At 72.4% G+C, this 16,126-nt stretch carries 12 protein-coding genes and 1 pseudogene; 11 read left to right on the plus strand and 2 right to left on the minus strand.

Features of this window, described 5'->3' with window-relative positions; genetic code table 11:
• Positions 1-40: 40 nt before the first annotated feature.
• Positions 41-777 (plus strand): annotated as a pseudogene (locus ACZ6CV_RS31560) (helix-turn-helix transcriptional regulator); the annotation flags it as partial.
• Positions 778-1,236: 459 nt separating this feature from the next.
• Positions 1,237-1,452, plus strand: a complete 216-nt coding sequence (locus ACZ6CV_RS31565; protein ID WP_355809973.1) for an I78 family peptidase inhibitor — start codon at positions 1,237-1,239, stop codon at positions 1,450-1,452.
• A gap of 137 nt (positions 1,453-1,589) precedes the next feature.
• Here the strand turns inward: ACZ6CV_RS31565 and ACZ6CV_RS31570 are convergent, their stop codons facing one another.
• Positions 1,590-2,618, minus strand: coding sequence for a phosphatase PAP2 family protein (locus ACZ6CV_RS31570; protein ID WP_469254549.1), 1,029 nt, complete (start codon positions 2,616-2,618; stop codon positions 1,590-1,592).
• A gap of 483 nt (positions 2,619-3,101) precedes the next feature.
• On the opposite strand from ACZ6CV_RS31570, the gene ACZ6CV_RS31575 reads away from it, so the two are divergent.
• Together ACZ6CV_RS31575 and ACZ6CV_RS31580 are read left to right on the plus strand one after the other, a co-directional pair.
• Positions 3,102-4,733, plus strand: coding sequence for an MFS transporter (locus ACZ6CV_RS31575; protein WP_469254551.1), 1,632 nt, complete (start codon positions 3,102-3,104; stop codon positions 4,731-4,733).
• 188 nt (positions 4,734-4,921) lie between these two features.
• Entirely contained in the window at positions 4,922-6,118 is a 1,197-nt protein-coding gene (locus ACZ6CV_RS31580; RefSeq protein WP_469254553.1) for an acyl-CoA dehydrogenase family protein, read from the plus strand.
• A 12-nt stretch (positions 6,119-6,130) separates the two neighbouring features.
• On the opposite strand, the gene ACZ6CV_RS31585 is transcribed toward ACZ6CV_RS31580, so the two are convergent.
• Positions 6,131-6,580 (minus strand): cell division protein SepF, encoded by a 450-nt coding sequence (locus tag ACZ6CV_RS31585; RefSeq protein WP_469254555.1) that lies wholly within the window; start codon positions 6,578-6,580, stop codon positions 6,131-6,133.
• Between the two features lie 291 nt (positions 6,581-6,871).
• Here ACZ6CV_RS31585 and ACZ6CV_RS31590 point away from each other — a divergent pair, with 291 nt between their 5' ends.
• The 7 genes from ACZ6CV_RS31590 to ACZ6CV_RS31620 all read left to right on the plus strand — a co-directional run bounded on the left by ACZ6CV_RS31590 (position 6,872) and on the right by ACZ6CV_RS31620 (position 15,980).
• Entirely contained in the window at positions 6,872-8,236 is a 1,365-nt protein-coding gene (locus ACZ6CV_RS31590) for a DUF5685 family protein (protein WP_469254557.1), read from the plus strand.
• A 536-nt stretch (positions 8,237-8,772) separates the two neighbouring features.
• Complete coding sequence (locus tag ACZ6CV_RS31595) at positions 8,773-10,539, plus strand: FAD/NAD(P)-binding protein (protein ID WP_469254558.1); 1,767 nt, start codon at positions 8,773-8,775, stop codon at positions 10,537-10,539.
• 90 nt (positions 10,540-10,629) lie between these two features.
• Positions 10,630-11,712 carry an LLM class flavin-dependent oxidoreductase gene (locus ACZ6CV_RS31600; protein WP_469254560.1) on the plus strand — a complete coding sequence of 361 codons (1,083 nt, stop codon included), beginning with the start codon at positions 10,630-10,632 and terminating at the stop codon, positions 11,710-11,712.
• A complete protein-coding gene (locus ACZ6CV_RS31605) occupies positions 11,709-13,010 on the plus strand; it encodes an NtaA/DmoA family FMN-dependent monooxygenase (protein ID WP_469254562.1) in 1,302 nt (433 codons plus the stop codon). The genes ACZ6CV_RS31600 and ACZ6CV_RS31605 overlap by 4 nt, the downstream gene beginning before the upstream one ends.
• 5 nt (positions 13,011-13,015) lie before the next feature.
• The gene (locus ACZ6CV_RS31610) at positions 13,016-13,804 is read left to right on the plus strand and encodes a DUF1684 domain-containing protein (RefSeq protein WP_469254564.1); all 789 of its coding nucleotides are present in this window, start codon (positions 13,016-13,018) and stop codon (positions 13,802-13,804) included.
• A gap of 265 nt (positions 13,805-14,069) precedes the next feature.
• A complete protein-coding gene (locus ACZ6CV_RS31615) occupies positions 14,070-14,975 on the plus strand; it encodes a S1 family peptidase (protein ID WP_362370948.1) in 906 nt (301 codons plus the stop codon).
• A 156-nt stretch (positions 14,976-15,131) separates the two neighbouring features.
• Positions 15,132-15,980 (plus strand): slipin family protein, encoded by an 849-nt coding sequence (locus ACZ6CV_RS31620; protein WP_469254566.1) that lies wholly within the window; start codon positions 15,132-15,134, stop codon positions 15,978-15,980.
• The last annotated feature ends 146 nt before the right edge of the window (positions 15,981-16,126 follow it).

Here is a 16,126-nt window from a genome sequence, read left to right on the forward strand (position 1 = left end):
CGGACCGCCGCTGTCCTCGGTCACCGGCACAATCACGTAGATGTTGGAGACCTCGGCACGACTGCTCCGCCTGCTCTCCCTGCTGCAGGCCCACCGGGAATGGTCCGGCGCGGACCTCGCGGGACGGCTCGGCGTCACCCCGCGCACCGTCCGGCGGGACGTGGACCGGCTGCGGGAGCTCGGCTATCCCGTGCACGCCAGTCCGGGCACCGGCGGCGGCTACCGGCTCGGCGCGGGCGCCGAACTGCCGCCGCTGCTCCTGGACGACGACGAGGCGGTCGCGGTCGCCGTCGGCCTGCGCACCGCCGCGGGGCAGGGCGTCGAGGGCATCGGGGAGAGCTCGGTCCGCGCGCTCTCCAAGCTCGAACAGGTGCTGCCTGGGACCTCGACCGCGAGGACTGGCGTACGTTCCGCGCGGACCGGATCGAACCCCGGCCGCCGCACGGCCCGCGGTTCGCGCCCCGCACCCCGCCGGCCGAGGACCTCGCGGCGTACGTCTCGCGCGGCGTCTCCACCCGCGCCTACGCCGTGCACGGTGTGGTCCGCCTCCACGTGCCGCTGGTGGAGGCGGCCCAGCGGATCGGTCCGGCCGACGGCACCCTTGAGGCCGAGACCGAGGAGACCTGCCTGCTGCGCACCGGGGCGGCGAGCCTGGACCTGATGGTCTTCCATGTGCTGTTCATGGGCATCGAGTTCGAGGTCGTCGAGCCCGCGGAGCTCGCCGACCGGGTCAGGTCGTCGAGGGACCTCCTGAGCCGGGCCCTGGACCGGGGTGGCGCAGACCGAACGCCGGGGGCCCCGAACGGATCCGGGGCAGGGTGACGGAGTTGTGCCGCCGCGGCGGGCAGGCCGTCGCCCACTCCGGGGAGCGGCCGAACCGTGCGTCGTTCCGGGGCATCGCGGACACGGCACGAGAGGGGCGGAATGGGGAATTCCTCCACGCGCCGTCACCTCCCGCGCGAGGGCGGGGATTCGGAATTGCGGAGGGTCCGTAAAGGTGTCGTGTCGTTATTCGGCGACATATTCTCCGCGGTTGTCGCGGACCGGTTGCGGGTCGGCCGAAAGTTTCCGCCAATTAAGCCGTTACGGGCACGGAACCGCCCATACGTGTGACGGAGTTCGAGCAAAACGCGCGTCGTGATCCTGTGACAGAAGCGTGACCGGAGAGGTACCGGTGACCCATGGTGTCCGGGCCCGGGCTTCCACGGGCGGGCCGCGCCGCCTACCGTGGCGGCCATGGCACCTATTCCGACCCCTCCCACAGAGCCCCAGGACAGCCCGGACGGCTATGTCGGTCTGCCGGCCGACGGCGCCGAGCGCCAGGCGCGCGAGCGCGGCTGGTCCACCGTCAGGTCGCTGCCGCCGGGCACGGTCATCACCATGGAGTACCTCGCGGGGCGCCTCAACTTCGAGGTGAAGGAAGGCGTCGTGACGCGCTGCTGGAAGGGCTGAGCGCCGCCTCCCGCCTCGTATCGCGAAGGCCCGCACCTACCGGGTCCCGGCAGCGCGAAGGCCCCGGCTCCTGAACGGAGCCGGGGCCTTCGCGGTGCGGGGGGTGGGTTGTGCGTACCGGCCCCCGCGTCTTCGGGTCAGCCGCCCGCCACCGGGCGCGGCGACGTGGTGCCGCGTGAGGTGCGGTCGGAGTGCGGCGGACGGCGGCTGCCCGCGGGGGTGACCGGGGTCCGCTCGGAGCGGGCGGTGTGCGGGCCGGGCGCGAGGTAGGCCGCGGGGCGTGCGGCGCGGGCGGCGCCGACCGGTTCGCGCGCGGGCGCCGTGTCGTCGACCGCGGGGCGCTGCGGGACCATCGCGGGGGCGCCGACCGGGGCGGGCTCGGGGCCGGGCACGGTGACGATGCCGGTGCGGCGGGCGCGCCAGGCCTCGCGGACGCGGAAGATGGCGGCCTCGACGCGGGCGATCAGGGGCTCGCACCAGGGCAGCGCGAGCAGGATGAGCAGCCCCGCGGCCCAGCCGAGGAGGACATCGCTCAGCCAGTGCGTACCGAGGTAGACGGTGGTGAGTCCGACGCTCAGGGAGACCACCGCGGAGAGGGCCGACAGATAGCGGCGGGTCCGCGGGGTGGAGGCGAGATAGGCCAGGATTCCCCAGGTCACGACGGCGTTGGCGGTGTGACCCGAGGGGAATATATCGCCGCCGAGCCACATCTCGTTCGAGCCGATCACGGTGGCGTAGTGCGGGCCGAGGCGGCCCATGCCGAGCTTGGCGGCGCCCACCGTGACGTTGAGCAGGAGCAGTGCGGCACCGAACATCAGGAGCGGGCGCAGCGAGTGCTGCCGCCAGGAGCGCCAGCCGAGCCAGGCCGCGACCATGACGGCCGTCGGGCCGCGCTGGCCGAGGACGACCCAATAGTCGAGGAAGGCGTGGATCTCCGGCCACTGCTGGTAGGGCCGGAAGAACATGACCTGCCAGTCGAACCGGACCAGCCACGAGGTGGCGAGCACGGCGACGACGATGGCCAGGTAGAAGGCCAGGGTCGCGCTGAAGAGCACGACCCTGTGCCGGCTCATCCTCGGCACATCGAGGTGGGTCGGTCGTTCCGGCTCACGGTCCAGCCGGGCGAAGACCCGATCCAGACGGGTGAGGTTTCGTTCGGTACGCACCCAATCGACGTTACAGCGAGTGAGTCTGGCACTAGGCCGAATCAGTGGCTTTGTGATGACGATGTGATGTGGGATTGATCTCAGGACGGGGTTTATTCCTGGGGATTCCTGAATGCGGACATCCGCCCTTACTCAATTCGTTGATCGTTCCCGGACCGGTTATATGGCCCTTATGAATTCGTTCACCGGGACCTCGGGTGGAATTTCCCGTCCGATCATCGGGAGCCCACGGAAATGATCATGACGTGATCGGTGGCGTCGGTGGCCGACCCGGGCGATTCGGCCGGAACGCGCCCCGGCGTCGAGGAGCCCGGGACGTGGCGCATGCCACACCCCATCCGTACAACCGTGAGAGGTCCACCACGCGCCCCCGGCGAGGACTCGCGTACGCTGACGGCTCACTCGCCCTAGTCTGCGCCGCCCGGAGCAGGGAGTTCGCATCCCGCCCGCCGCCGACGCGAGGGACCACTGGGAGGTACGCACATGTCCGGGACGACCACGGCCGCAGCACCGCAGAGCCGTCGGGGATCCGGGGCCGGTGCCGGGGCCAACCGCTGGGTGGTGCTGGTCGTCCTCTGCGTCAGCCTGCTGCTCGTCGCCGTCGACGCCACCGTGCTGCACGTCGCGGTGCCCGCGGTCACCGAGGACCTGAAGCCCGGCGCGATAGAACTGCTGTGGATCGTCGACATCTACCCGCTGGTCTGCGCCGCGCTCCTCATCCTCTTCGGCACGCTCGGCGACCGCGTCGGCCGCAGACGTGTCCTCCTGCTCGGATACGCCCTCTTCGGTGTCGCCTCGGCCGTCGCGGCCCTCGCCGACAACGCGCAGGTCCTCATCGGCGCGCGGGCCCTGCTCGGCGTCGGCGGCGCGATGATCATGCCCGCCACCCTGTCGATCCTGCGCCAGGTCTTCCCCGACCGGCGCGAGCGCGCCCTCGCCATCGGCATCTGGAGCGCGGTCGCCGCGGTGGGCGCCGCCGTCGGCCCGCTGCTCGGCGGTTTCCTCCTCGAACACTTCTGGTGGGGCTCGGTCTTCCTCATCAACATCCCGCTGATGCTGGTCAGCCTGCCCATCGGGCGCTGGCTGCTGCCCGAGTCGACCGGCGCGCGGAACGGGCCGTGGGACGTCGTCGGCGCGCTGATGGCGGCGGCCGGACTGTTCGGCGTCGTCCTCGGCGTGAAGCGGCTCGGCGGCGGGGAGTCGCCGCTCGGCCCGACGACCCTGACCGCGCTGGCCGTGGGCGCCGCGCTGCTCGTCGGCTTCGTGCGGCGCCAGCGCCGGCGCAGGTATCCACTGGTCGATTTGTCGATGTTCATGCGGCCCGCGTTCAGTACGTCGGTCGGCTGCATCGTCCTCGCCATGCTCGCCCTCGTGGGGCTCGAGCTGATCGCCGCGCAGTACCTCCAGCTGGTCCTCGGCCTCTCCCCGCTGGAGACCGGGCTGCGGCTCCTGCCCCTCACCGTCGCCGCGATGGCCGCGGGCCTCGCCGGATCGAAGCTGCTCGGTGGCCTCGGACCGCGCACGATGGTCTGCTCCGGCTTCTGCCTCACCGCGCTCGCCGTGCTCGTCCTCACCGGCATGGGCGGCCACGCCAACGACGGGCTGCTGCTCGCCGGCTTCGTCCTGCTCGGCTTCGGCCTGGAGACCACGCTCTTCGGCGCGTACGAGTCGATGCTCAGCGAGGCGCCGCCGGCCCAGGCGGGCGGCGCCGCGGCGATCGGCGAGACGTCCTACCAGCTCGGCGCGGGCATCGGCATCGCGCTGCTCGGCAGCGTCATGAACGCGGCGTACGCGCCGGGGCTCTCCTCGGTACGGGGGGTTCCGGCGGCGGACAGTGCGGCGGCGAGTCACTCGCTGGGGGAGGCGTACGAGGTCGCCGCGCGGCTCGGCGGGGGGCCGGGTGCGGCCCTGCGGGCCGCGGCGCGGGACTCCTTCGTGCACGGGCTGCATGTGACCTTGCTGGTCAGCGCCGGGCTGTTGCTGCTGGGCGCGGTGGCCGCGCTGCGGTTGCCGCGGGGGATGGAGTGCGGGGCGCCTGCGGCGCGGCTCGAACCGGGGGTGCCCGGGCCCCGGGACGCCACGCGGGTCGGCGCCGGTTCGTCCGTGGACGCCTGAGTCCGCTCGGGGCCGGGTGCTCAGGTGCGGGTTGCCTGTGGCTGGTCGCGCAGTTCCCCGCGCCCCTGGGTGGGGCACCGCCGCCGCCCGTACGCCCGGGAGCTCTGGACGTGGGGGAGACTGCGTCGTAACGTCGGCGCGAACCATCGCTAACTACCACCGCTAGTTTTGTGTCGCCGGAGGCCCGCATGTCCGCAAGTGCCCGCAGCCCGCTGCCGCCCTTCGACCCCGCCGATCCGCTCGGCATCGACGATCTGCTCGACCCCGAGGACCTCGCCGTCCGTGACACCGTCCGGACCTGGGCGGCCGACCGGGTGCTGCCGCACATCGCCGACTGGTACGAGAAGGGTGAGCTGCCCGACGTCCGAGGGCTGGCCCGGGAACTCGGGGGCATCGGTGCGCTCGGCATGTCCCTGGAGGGGTACGGGTGTGCCGGTGCCAGCGCCGTGCAGTACGGGCTCGCCTGTCTGGAGCTGGAGGCGGCCGACTCCGGGATCCGCTCCCTCGTCTCCGTGCAGGGCTCCCTCGCCATGTACGCCATCCACCGCTTCGGCTCCGAGGGGCAGAAGCAGCGCTGGCTGCCGGGGATGGCCGCCGGCGAGATCATCGGCTGCTTCGGGCTGACCGAACCGGACCACGGCTCCGACCCGGCGTCCATGCGCACGCACGCCAAGAAGGACGGCACGGACTGGATCCTCACCGGGCGCAAGATGTGGATCACCAACGGATCCGTGGCGGGCGTCGCCGTCGTCTGGGCCCAGACCGACGAGGGCGTCAGGGGATTCGTCGTACCCACCGACGCGCCGGGCTTCTCGGCGCCCGAGATCCGGCACAAGTGGTCGCTGCGCGCCAGTGTCACCAGTGAGCTGGTCCTCGACGAGGTGCGGCTGCCCGCGGACGCCGTGCTGCCCGAGGTCGTCGGCCTGAAGGGGCCGCTCAGCTGCCTCTCGCACGCGCGCTACGGCATCGTCTGGGGAGCCATGGGCGCGGCCCGCTCCTCCTTCGAGGCGGCCGTGCAGTACGCGAAGACCCGCGAGCAGTTCGGCCGGCCCATCGGCGGCTTCCAGCTCACCCAGGCCAAGCTCGCCGACATGGCCCTCGAACTGCACAAGGGCATCCTGCTCGCCCACCACCTGGGGCGGCGCCTGGACGCGGGCAGGCTCCGTCCCGAACAGATCAGCTTCGGCAAGCTCAACAACACGCGCGAGGCGATCGAGATCTGCCGCACGGCCAGGACGATCCTGGGCGCCAACGGGATCTCCCTGGAGTACCCCGTCATGCGGCACGCGACGAACCTCGAATCGGTGCTCACCTACGAGGGCACCGTCGAGATGCACCAGCTGGTTCTGGGCAAGGCGCTCACCGGTCTCGACGCCTTCCGGTGAGCGGCCCTGCCCCTAGCTCTGGTTGAAGAAGCCGTCCGACGGGCGGCTGGTGGCCTCGCCGTTCACGATCTGCGTGTCGGCGGGGGTGAGCAGGAAGACCCGCGTCGCCACGCGCTCGATCGATCCGCGCAGGCCGAAGGTGAGGCCGGCCGCGAAGTCGACCACGCGCTTGGCGTCGGTGGGCTCCATGGACGTGAGATTCATGATGACCGGGACACCGTCCCGGAAGAGCTCGCCGATGGCGCGGGCGTCCCGGAAGCTGTCCGGGGTCACGGTCCCGATCCGGCGCTCCTCGCCCTGGGCCTTCTCGGCCGCCACCCGCACCCGCGGGTCGGTGACCCAGGCCTCCGGCTGTTCGGGCCCCTCGTCCCGGTCGTCTTCGTAGCCGTCGTCGTAGTAACGCTCGTTGTGGTCGTCGTCGACGAGTCCAAGCCAAGCACTCGCCTTGCGCACCGATCCCATGGACGCCTCCTCTCACAGCGGTTTCCCTGGATTCCGCATCTCTATCGTCGTCCATGATGCGGATGATGCGCCAAGTGGATAGTCGCCGCGCGGGGTTTTCGTGACGGTACTGGTGCAGAGTCAACACGCCGGTGTGCGGTGCGCTTCAAGGGTCGTACTGTGTACGGCTGCTGACTGTGAGTGAAATATGATTCTTCGGGGCGTATGGGTGACGGCCGGTGCGTACGGGTGAACGAGGCGCTCGTTACGATGCGCGTTGTTGATCGCTTCGGGCCGCTCGGGGGAGTCGTCTTGTTCGGAATCGTCAGGCCTTGCAGCCATCGCCTCGGCGAAGGGCTCAAGACCCAGTGGATGGCGCACCTGTGCGGGCTCTGCCTCGCCCTGCGCGGCGACCACGGGCAGTTCGCCCGCGTCGTCACCAACTACGACGGCCTGATCATCTCGGTTCTGACGGAGGCTCAGGCCGAGCGCGCCACCGGGTGGCGGCGCACCGCGGGGCCCTGTCCCCTGCGGGGCATGCGGACCGCCTCGGTGGCCCGCGGGGAGGGCGCGCGGCTCGCCGCCGCCGTCTCGCTGGTGCTCGCGTCGGCGAAGGTCCGCGACCACGTCGTCGACGGCGACGGGCTGCTGGCGCGCAGGCCGGTGGCGGCCGCCGCCCGCCGGGTGGCCAGGGGCTGGGACCGGGCGGGCGCGCGGACCGGCGCCGATGTGGGGTTCGACACGGCGGTCCTGGTCGACGCCGTCGAACGGCAGGCCGGGATCGAGGCCTTGGCGGGACCCGGCACCTCCCTGCTCACGGTCACCGAACCGACTGAGACCGCGACCGCAGCGGCCTTCGCGCACACCGCCGCGCTCGCCGGGCGGCCCGGCAACGCGGAGCCGCTCGCCGAGGCGGGCCGGCTCTTCGGCAGGCTCGCCCATCTGCTCGACGCCGTGGAGGACAAGGAAGCTGACGCCGCGTCGGGCGCCTGGAACCCGCTCACCGCGACCGGCACCTCCCTGGCCGAGGCGCGCCGCCTGGCCGACGACGCGCTGCACGGCATCCGGCTCGCACTGCGCGAGGTCCAGTTCACCGACGGCAAGCTGGCGCATGTGCTCCTCGCACACGAGCTGACCAGGTCGGTCGACCGGGCCTTCGGGACCGAGGGCTGCGGCCACGCCCACGCCCACGTCCAGGGGCAGCCGGGCCAGGTGACGGCGCATCAGGGCGGCTCCGGCGCCTTCGGGCCGCCGCAGCAGGGCGGTGCGTACGGGGCTCCGCGGCAGGGCGGGCCGACCGGCTATCCCTCCGGAGGGCCGTACGACGGGCAGAACCCGTACGGGGGCGGCAACCCGTACGGAGGCGCGCCCGGTGGTCCCGGTGGTCCTGGGCAGGGCGGCCCGGGTGGGCCCGGCGGTCCGGGGTGGTTCGGTGACGGGCCCTCCTTCGATCCGCAGCCGCCCAAGCCCGGCAAGCGCGGCTTCTGGGCGGGGTGTGCCGTCGCCATCGGTCTCTGCTGCACCTGCAAGGTGTGCTGCGCCGATCACTACGAGGGCCCCTGGTCGGGCAAGAAGCGCGAGGGTTGCTGCAACGACTGCGGCGACTGTGACTGCAGTGGATGCGACGGCTGCTGTGACTGCTGCGAGTGCTGTGAGTGCTGCGACTGCGGGCTGTAGCGGCCCGCGGGGCGGGGTGGACGTGCGAGGGGAGGGGCGTCACCCGCGGCGGACGGGGTGACGGAGTGCGCGTGTGAAGGCCGGGCGACGGCGTGCGGGCGCACGGCCGTCGACGGGAGAGCGTGGGGTCAGCGGACCGGAGCGGGCCCGGACGTCCGGGAACGTACGGAGCGCGGCGGGCGCAGTACGTACGAACGCCCGGGCGTCGGCTCGGTCGGCTCAGGAGGGCATCAACAAGATGCCGACCACACTCGACCGAAGTCGATGTGGGAGCGCGTGACCAGCCACTGCTGCGGTTGCATGGGCCAAGTGGAACAGGCATCCGTTTTCGCGTCAACTGCCGTGAGACGCAAGGCTCATATCCTGGACAGCCTTGACAGCGCACGTGAGCGGCCCCGTAATCTCGGAAACGGATCGTGCTGAGGGGCTCGGTCCGCGTGAACGCGTGAAGGCGTCACCCGTGTTCGATCTTCGGTATCCACGGAGCCTTCCGCATGTCCTCCGCCACCCCTGGCAGGTCTTTCACCACCCCTGGCTTGTCGTCCGAGGCCCCTGCCGCATCGTCCGGCTCGCTCGTCCTCGTCGGGGCCGGGCCGCGCGCCACCGGGATTCTGGAGCGCATCGCCGCCAACGCGCCCGAGCTGTACGGGGGTTCGGGCCTCGACATCCATCTCGTCGATCCGTACCCGCCCGGCGCCGGGCGGATCTGGCGGCAGGACCAGTCGCCGCTGCTCTGGATGAACTCGCAGGCCCAGGACGTCACGCTGTTCACCGACGACACCGTGGAGATCGCAGGTCCGGTGGTGCCGGGGCCCGCCCTGCACGAGTGGTCGGGGCGCGCCGGGCGGGACTTCCCGGGACGTCGCGAGCAGGGCGCCTATCTGCGCTGGGTGTACGAGCGGGCGGTGGCCGCGCTGCCCGCGGGCGTCACCGTCCACCACCACTCGTGCCGGGCTCTGCGCGTCACCGGCGCCCGTGACGCCCGCCAGGAGGTCACCCTCGAAGGCGCCGCCGCCCCGCTCGCCGCCGACCTCGTCATCCTCACCCAGGGGCACCTGGACGCCGAACCCGACGCCGAACAGGCCGAGTTGGCCGCCCACGCCCGCCGCAATGGCCTCGTATACCTGCCGCCCGACTTCACCGCCGACAGTGACCTGTCCCGGCTCGCGCCCGGCGCACCCGTCCTCGTGCGCGGCTTCGGCCTCGCCTTCGTCGACCTGATGGTGCTGCTCACCGAGGGGCGCGGCGGACGGTTCGCGGGGGACACGTACCACCCGTCGGGGCGGGAGCCAATCCTCCACGTCGGCTCGCGGCGCGGCGTGCCCTACCGCGCGAAGATCGGCTACGACTGGACGGGCGAACGGCCGCCGCTCCCGCGCTTCCTGGGCCCGGCGCAGATCGACGAACTCCTCGGCCGGCCTGGCGGGTTCGACTTCGCGCGGGACGTGTGGCCGCTCGTCGAGAAGGAACTCGGCTTCGCCCACTACCACCGTCTTTTCGCCGCGCACCCCGACCGCACCCGCGCCGCCTGGACGGACTTCGACGAGAAGTACGCGGCCTGCGACCCCGGCAGCCCCGCACTGGACGCCCTCGTCGCCTCCGCCGTGCCCGACCCCGCCGACCGGCTCGACCTCACCGCGCTCGACCACCCGCTGTCCGGGGTGCGCCACACCTCGTACGCCGCGCTGCAGGACGGGCTGCGCGACCACATCGCCGCCGACATCGACCGCCGCCACGACCCCCGACACAGCCCCGACCTCGCCGTCTTCCTCGGACTGCTCTCGGTGTACGGGCAGGTGGTGCGGCTCGGCGACGTGGGGCCGTGGTGGCACGGCTTCTTCAGCTACCTCGCGTCCGGGCCGCCGGGCCCCCGGCTGCGGCAGCTCCTCGCCCTCTCCCGGGCCGGCGTCGTGCGCTTCCTCGGCGCGGACGTCCGGGTGACCGCGGCGGACGGGGTGTTCCGCGCCGCGAGTCCCACGCTGCCCGGCCGGGTCACCGAGGCCCGCGCCCTCGTCGAGGCACGGCTGCCGCAGCCCAGCCTCGCCCGCACCCGCGACCCGCTCCTGCGCGCCCTGTACGCCGAGGGGGCCGCGTCGACCGCCGCCGGGCTCCTCGCCGTCGACCCGGCCGACGGACGCGTACTCGACCGGGCGGGCGTGCCGCACCCGCGCCGCTTCGCGCTCGGCCCGCACACCGACGCGCGCGGCGCCGGAGCGTTCACCCGGCCGCGGACCAACAGCCCCACGTTCCGGCAGAACGACGCCACCGCACGCGCCGTACTGCGCTTCCTGCGCACCCCCTGAGCCAGCCCTCCCGAGCCACCCGCGTACTGCCCCGTACACAGACCCGTACACAGCCCCGTACACAGACCCGCGTACAGAAAGGTCCAGCCGATGTCCCACCGAGGAACCGGCAGTTGCCCCCTCCATCTCGCCGCGGCCATCGACCTCCCCGGCGCCCACGAAGCCGGCCCCTACACCGACCTCGCGCTGCTCGCCGAGGGCGGGGCGCTGGACTTCGTGACGCTCGGGGACTCCTTCGCCGGGCCCGGCCTCGACGCCCTCGCCGTCGCCGCCCGGATCGCGCCCCGCACCGGACGCGTCGGGCTCGTGCCGACCGTCACGACCACCCACACCGAGCCGTTCCACGTGCAGGCCGCCGTCGCGACCCTCGACTGGGTCAGCCACGGGCGGGCCGGCTGGACCGTCGACGTGTCGGCGACCGAGGCGGAGGCCCGGCTCTTCGGGCGCCGGCCCGCCGCGCCCCGCGAGGAGCTGTGGCGGGAGGCGGGCGAGGTCGCCGACGTCGCCGCCCGGCTGTGGGACAGCTGGGAGGACGACGCGGAGATACGGTCCGTGGCGACCGGCCGCTTCATCGACCGGGACAAGGTCCACCACGTCGACTTCGAGGGGCGCACCTTCTCGGTGCGGGGTCCGTCCATCGTGCCGCGACCACCCCAGGGCCACCCGGTGCGGGTCGTGGACGCGACCGCGTCACCGGCCCGTGAGACGGCCGCCCGGCATGCGGACGTCGCCCTGGTGCGCGCCTCGTCCGCCGCGCGGGCCGAGGTCGCACGGGCCGAACTCCGGGAGCTGGCGGCGCGGTTCGGGCGCGATCCGCGGACCCTGCGGGTGTTCGCGGCCCTCGACGTGGACCTCGGCGGCGGCGAACACGCCGCAGAACCGGGACACGGCGGGGGACCGCTGCCCACCGCCGCCGGATCCGTCTACCGGGGCGGGCCCGTGGACCTGGCCGACCTGATCGCCGACTGGCACCGCGCGGGCGCCGTCGACGGCTTCCACCTCACCCCCGTCGAACCCCGCCGCGACCTGGAGCGGCTCGTCAACGGCACCGTCGCGCTGCTCCAGCACCGCGGCCTGTTCCGCACCTTCTATCCGGGCAGCACGCTCCGCGAACACCTCGGCCTCGCCCGGCCCGCCAACCGCTACGCCGTCCTCGCGGGGGAGCCCTCATGACCCGACACGCCAAGCAGATCCACCTGGCCGCCCACTTCCCCGGCGTCAACAGCACCACCGTCTGGACCGACCCCGCCTCCGGCTCGCACATCGACTTCTCGTCCTTCGAGACGCTTGCCCGCACCGCGGAACGGGGCCTCTTCGACTTCTTCTTCCTCGCCGAGGGGCTGCGGCTGCGCGAGCACAAGGGCCGCATCCACGACCTGGACGTGGTCGGGCGGCCCGAGTCGCTGACCGTCCTGACCGCGCTCGCCGCCGTCACCGAACGGCTCGGCCTGGCCGGCACCGTCAACGCCACCTTCAACGAACCCTTCGAACTGGCCCGCAGGTTCGCCTCCCTCGACCATCTGAGCGCGGGCCGCGCCGCCTGGAACGTGGTCACCACGTCGGACGCCTTCACCGGCGAGAACTTCCGCCGCGGCGGCTACCTCGACCGGGCCGACCGGTACACCCGCGCCGCCGAGTTCCTGGCGACCGCGCGCGAACTCTGGGACTCCTGGACGCCGGAGGGCCGCCCCCGCCCCTTCGCGCACCGGGGGCGGCACTTCACGATCGAGGGCGAGTTCCCCGTGCCGCGCTCCCCGCAGGGGCACCCCGTCGTGATCCAGGCGGGGGACTCGCCCGAGGGCCGGGAGTTCGCCGCGTCGGCCGCCGACGTGGTCTTCACCCGGCACGGCACCCTGGAGGCGGGCCGCGCCTTCTACGCCGACGTCAAGGGCCGTCTCGCCGGGTACGGGCGGTCCGCCGACGACCTGAAGATCATGCCCGGGGTCAGCTACGTCCTGGGGGACACCGCCGCCGAGGCGCAGGAGAAGGCCGCCGAGATCCGGCGCAGCCAGGTCACCCCGCAGAACGCCCTCCTCGCCCTGGAGCAGGTGTGGGGCGTGGACCTCTCCGGGTACGACCCGGACGGGCCGCTCCCCGACTTCGATCCGGACCCCGCCTCCGAACTGGCCCAGGGGCGGGTGCCGATCGCCGACCGGCTCGCCGTCGCCGCGCGGTGGCGTGCCCTCGCCGAGGCCAAGGGGCTCTCCATCCGGCAGACCGTCATCGAGACCACGGCACGTCAGTCGTTCGTCGGCACCCCGGACGCGGTCGCGGCCGAGCTGACGGAGTTCGTGCGCACCGACGCCGCCGACGGCTTCATCCTCGTGCCGCACCTCACCCCCGGCGGGCTCGCCGACTTCGTCGACCGGGTGGTGCCGCTGCTCCAGGAACGCGGCGTGTATCGCACGGAATACCGGGGCGCGACGCTCCGCTCGCACCTCGGACTGCGGGAGCCGGTATGGAAGGGTTGATCACCATGAGCACCGAGAACGAAGAGATGTGGAAGCGCTGGCACGAGCAGCGCACGGAGACGGTGTCGGCCCCCTACGGGCCGCTCTCCCTCACCGGCACGCACTGGCTCGCCGACCATGCGGACGGACATCTTCCGGGGATCCCCGGGCACTGGGCCGAGGAGAGTGACGGGGTCGTCCTGACCGCGGGCCCCGATGACGAACTGACCGTCGACGGACGGCCGTTCAGCGGTGAGGTCCGGCTGGCCGCCGACACCGCGCCGATCCCCGACGCCCGCGTCGCGCACGGCGGCCGCCGCCTCGTCGTGCTGCGCCGCGAGGGCCTGTGGGCGGTCCGCGACTTCGACCCGGACGCCACCGCGCGCCGCGTCTTCCGGGGCATCGAGGCCACCGCGTACGACGCCCGCTGGGCGGTGCCCGGGCGCTTCACCCCGTACGGCGAGGACCGCACCGTCCTGGTCGGCAACGCGGACGGCAAGGAGCGCGGCCTCGGCCTCGACGGCGAACTCTCCTTCCGGCTCGGGGGAGTCGAGCACACCCTTCAGGTGAGTGTGGAGGGCGACGGCTCGCTGTGGGCCGTCTTCGCGGACGCCACCAGCGGCACGTCCAGCTACCGTTTCCGGTTCCTGCGGCCCGCCGCTCCCGACGCCGACGGCCTCACCACGGTCGACTTCAACCGCGCGCTGCTGCCGCCGTGCGCCTTCGCCGACCACTTCATCTGTCCCTTCCCGCCGCCCGGGAACACCCTGATCACCGAGATCGCGGCGGGGGAGCGGAACCTTCGCGACCACTGAGGCGTCCCAGTACCCGGGCGCGCACGAGCGCATCGACACGACCGGAACCCCGGTGGCGTACCACGGGTACGAGACCACCGGGGTCGGCCGACATGTATCGGTCGGCGGCCGAAAGGCGCCCTTGTGCGGCCGGTGCCCGCCCCCAATACTCCCGAGCAGCGCTTGTCAGGAGCACGCCTATCCGGAATCCGGGCTTGCTCTTTGGCTGCGCCTCACGGGTCTTCAACCCACAAAGACCCACTGACTTCCCTCGGGAGGAACAAACGTGAGGATCAAGCGCACCATCCCCCACAGCCGTACGGCGAGATCTGCCGGTCTGCTCGCCGTGGCCACCGGACTCGTCGCCGCAGGAGCGCTCGCCGTCCCCTCGGCCAGCGCGCAGGACACCGCGACGACGTTCAGCGCGGCGCAGCTGGAACAGGCCAGTGACGCCGTGCTCGGCGCGGACGTCGCGGGCACCGCCTGGGGCGTCGACGCCCGCACGAAGCAGGTCGTCGTCACCGCCGACAGCACGGTCTCCAAGTCCGAGATAGCCGAGATCAAGGCCGCGGCGGGCGCCAACGCCGACGCCCTGAAGATCCAGCGCACCCCCGGGAAATTCCAGAAGTACATATCCGGCGGCGACGCCATCTACGCGGACAGCTGGCGCTGTTCGCTCGGCTTCAACGTGCGCAACAGCGCGGGCGCCTACTACTTCCTGACCGCGGGTCACTGCACCGACGGCGCGGGCACCTGGTGGTCCAACTCCTCGAAGACCACGGTGCTCGGCACCACGTCGGGCTCCAGCTTCCCGACCAACGACTACGGCATCGTGCGCTACACGAACAACTCGGTCACCAAGTCCGGCACCGTGGGCAGCCAGGACATCACCCGGGCCGCCGACCCCACCGTCGGCCAGACGGTCACCCGGCGCGGCTCCACGACCGGCATCCACAGCGGCCGGGTCACCGCGCTGAACCAGACCGTCAACTACGGCGGCGGCGACGTCGTCTACGGCATGATCAAGACCACGGTCTGCGCCGAACCGGGCGACAGCGGCGGCCCCCTGTACGCGGGCTCCACCGCGCTGGGCCTGACCTCCGGCGGCAGCGGCAACTGCTCGTCGGGCGGCACGACGTTCTTCCAGCCGGTCACCGAGGCGCTGCGCGCGTACAACGTCAGCGTCTTCTGAGCGGCCTCCACCGGTTTCCCGAACGGCACCGGAGCCCCCGTCCGAGCAGCGGACGGGGGCTCACCCGTGTCCCGCCGCGCTCTCCCCTTGTGTCCGTGGCGGGGCTACCGTCGAAGGGAACACCCGACACGCCCGATTCGGACCCTGGGGGCCGGCATGGTCGAGGAGCTGGTGGCGGCGGGAGCGGCCCTCGGGGCCGTCGGAGCGGTGTACGTGATGGCGGCGGCGCGCGTCGTCAAGCAGTACGAGCGGGGTGTGGTGCTGCGGCTCGGAAAGCTCCAACACGCCGTACGGGGGCCCGGGTTCACCCTGGTCGTGCCGTTAGTCGACCGGCTCCGCAAAGTCAACATGCAGATCGTGACGATGCCGGTGCCGGCGCAGGACGGCATCACGCGCGACAACGTCACGGTCCGGGTGGACGCCGTCATCTACTTCAAGGTGGTCGACGCGGCCGAGGCGGTGGTGCAGGTGGAGGACTACCGGTTCGCGGTCTCACAGATGGCGCAGACCTCACTGCGCTCCATCATCGGCAAGAGCGACCTGGACGACCTGCTCTCCAACCGTGAAAAGCTCAACCAGGGGCTGGAGTTGATGATCGACTCACCGGCCATCGGCTGGGGCGTGCAGATCGACCGGGTCGAGATCAAGGATGTCTCGCTGCCCGAGACGATGAAGCGCTCCATGGCCCGCCAGGCGGAGGCCGACCGCGAACGCCGCGCCCGCGTCATCAACGCCGACGCCGAACTCCAGGCCTCCAAGAAGCTCGCCGAGGCCGCCCACGAGATGGCGGAGGAGCCGGCCGCGCTCCAACTCCGGCTCCTGCAGACCGTGGTGGCCGTCGCCGCCGAGAAGAACTCCACCCTCGTCCTGCCCTTCCCCGTCGAGCTCCTCCGCTTCCTGGAACGGGCCCAGCAGGCCCTGCCCCAGCAACCGGGATCCGGAGCCGGGCCCGCGGACACCGGAGAGCCCGGCCCCGCCGCAGGGGCGAAAACCGGACAGGACTAGTCCTCACAGGCTGACGATCGTTCCTCGCACGGGGTGTTTGCAGCGGGAACTGACGTGGTGGGACCTGGGCCGGCCGACGTGCCGGGGGTGCACGAACCTTTCGTACGCGCGTCCTGAAGCAGCCCTTGCGTGCGGCCGGACGGCGT

It is taken from the genome of Streptomyces sp. NPDC041713, assembly GCF_055591085.1.

Bases quoted from the DNA above. Each gene is read 5' to 3' on its own strand.
- ACZ6CV_RS31565 (WP_355809973.1), top strand. From the start codon at position 1,237: ATGGCACCTATTCCGACCCCTCCCACAGAGCCCCAGGACAGCCCGGAC.
- ACZ6CV_RS31575 (WP_469254551.1), top strand. From the start codon at position 3,102: ATGTCCGGGACGACCACGGCCGCAGCACCGCAGAGCCGTCGGGGATCC.
- ACZ6CV_RS31620 (WP_469254566.1), top strand. From the start codon at position 15,132: ATGGTCGAGGAGCTGGTGGCGGCGGGAGCGGCCCTCGGGGCCGTCGGA.
- ACZ6CV_RS31610 (WP_469254564.1), top strand. From the start codon at position 13,016: ATGAGCACCGAGAACGAAGAGATGTGGAAGCGCTGGCACGAGCAGCGC.
- ACZ6CV_RS31585 (WP_469254555.1), bottom strand. From the start codon at position 6,580: ATGGGATCGGTGCGCAAGGCGAGTGCTTGGCTTGGACTCGTCGACGAC.
- ACZ6CV_RS31580 (WP_469254553.1), top strand. From the start codon at position 4,922: ATGTCCGCAAGTGCCCGCAGCCCGCTGCCGCCCTTCGACCCCGCCGAT.
- ACZ6CV_RS31605 (WP_469254562.1), top strand. From the start codon at position 11,709: ATGACCCGACACGCCAAGCAGATCCACCTGGCCGCCCACTTCCCCGGC.
- ACZ6CV_RS31600 (WP_469254560.1), top strand. From the start codon at position 10,630: ATGTCCCACCGAGGAACCGGCAGTTGCCCCCTCCATCTCGCCGCGGCC.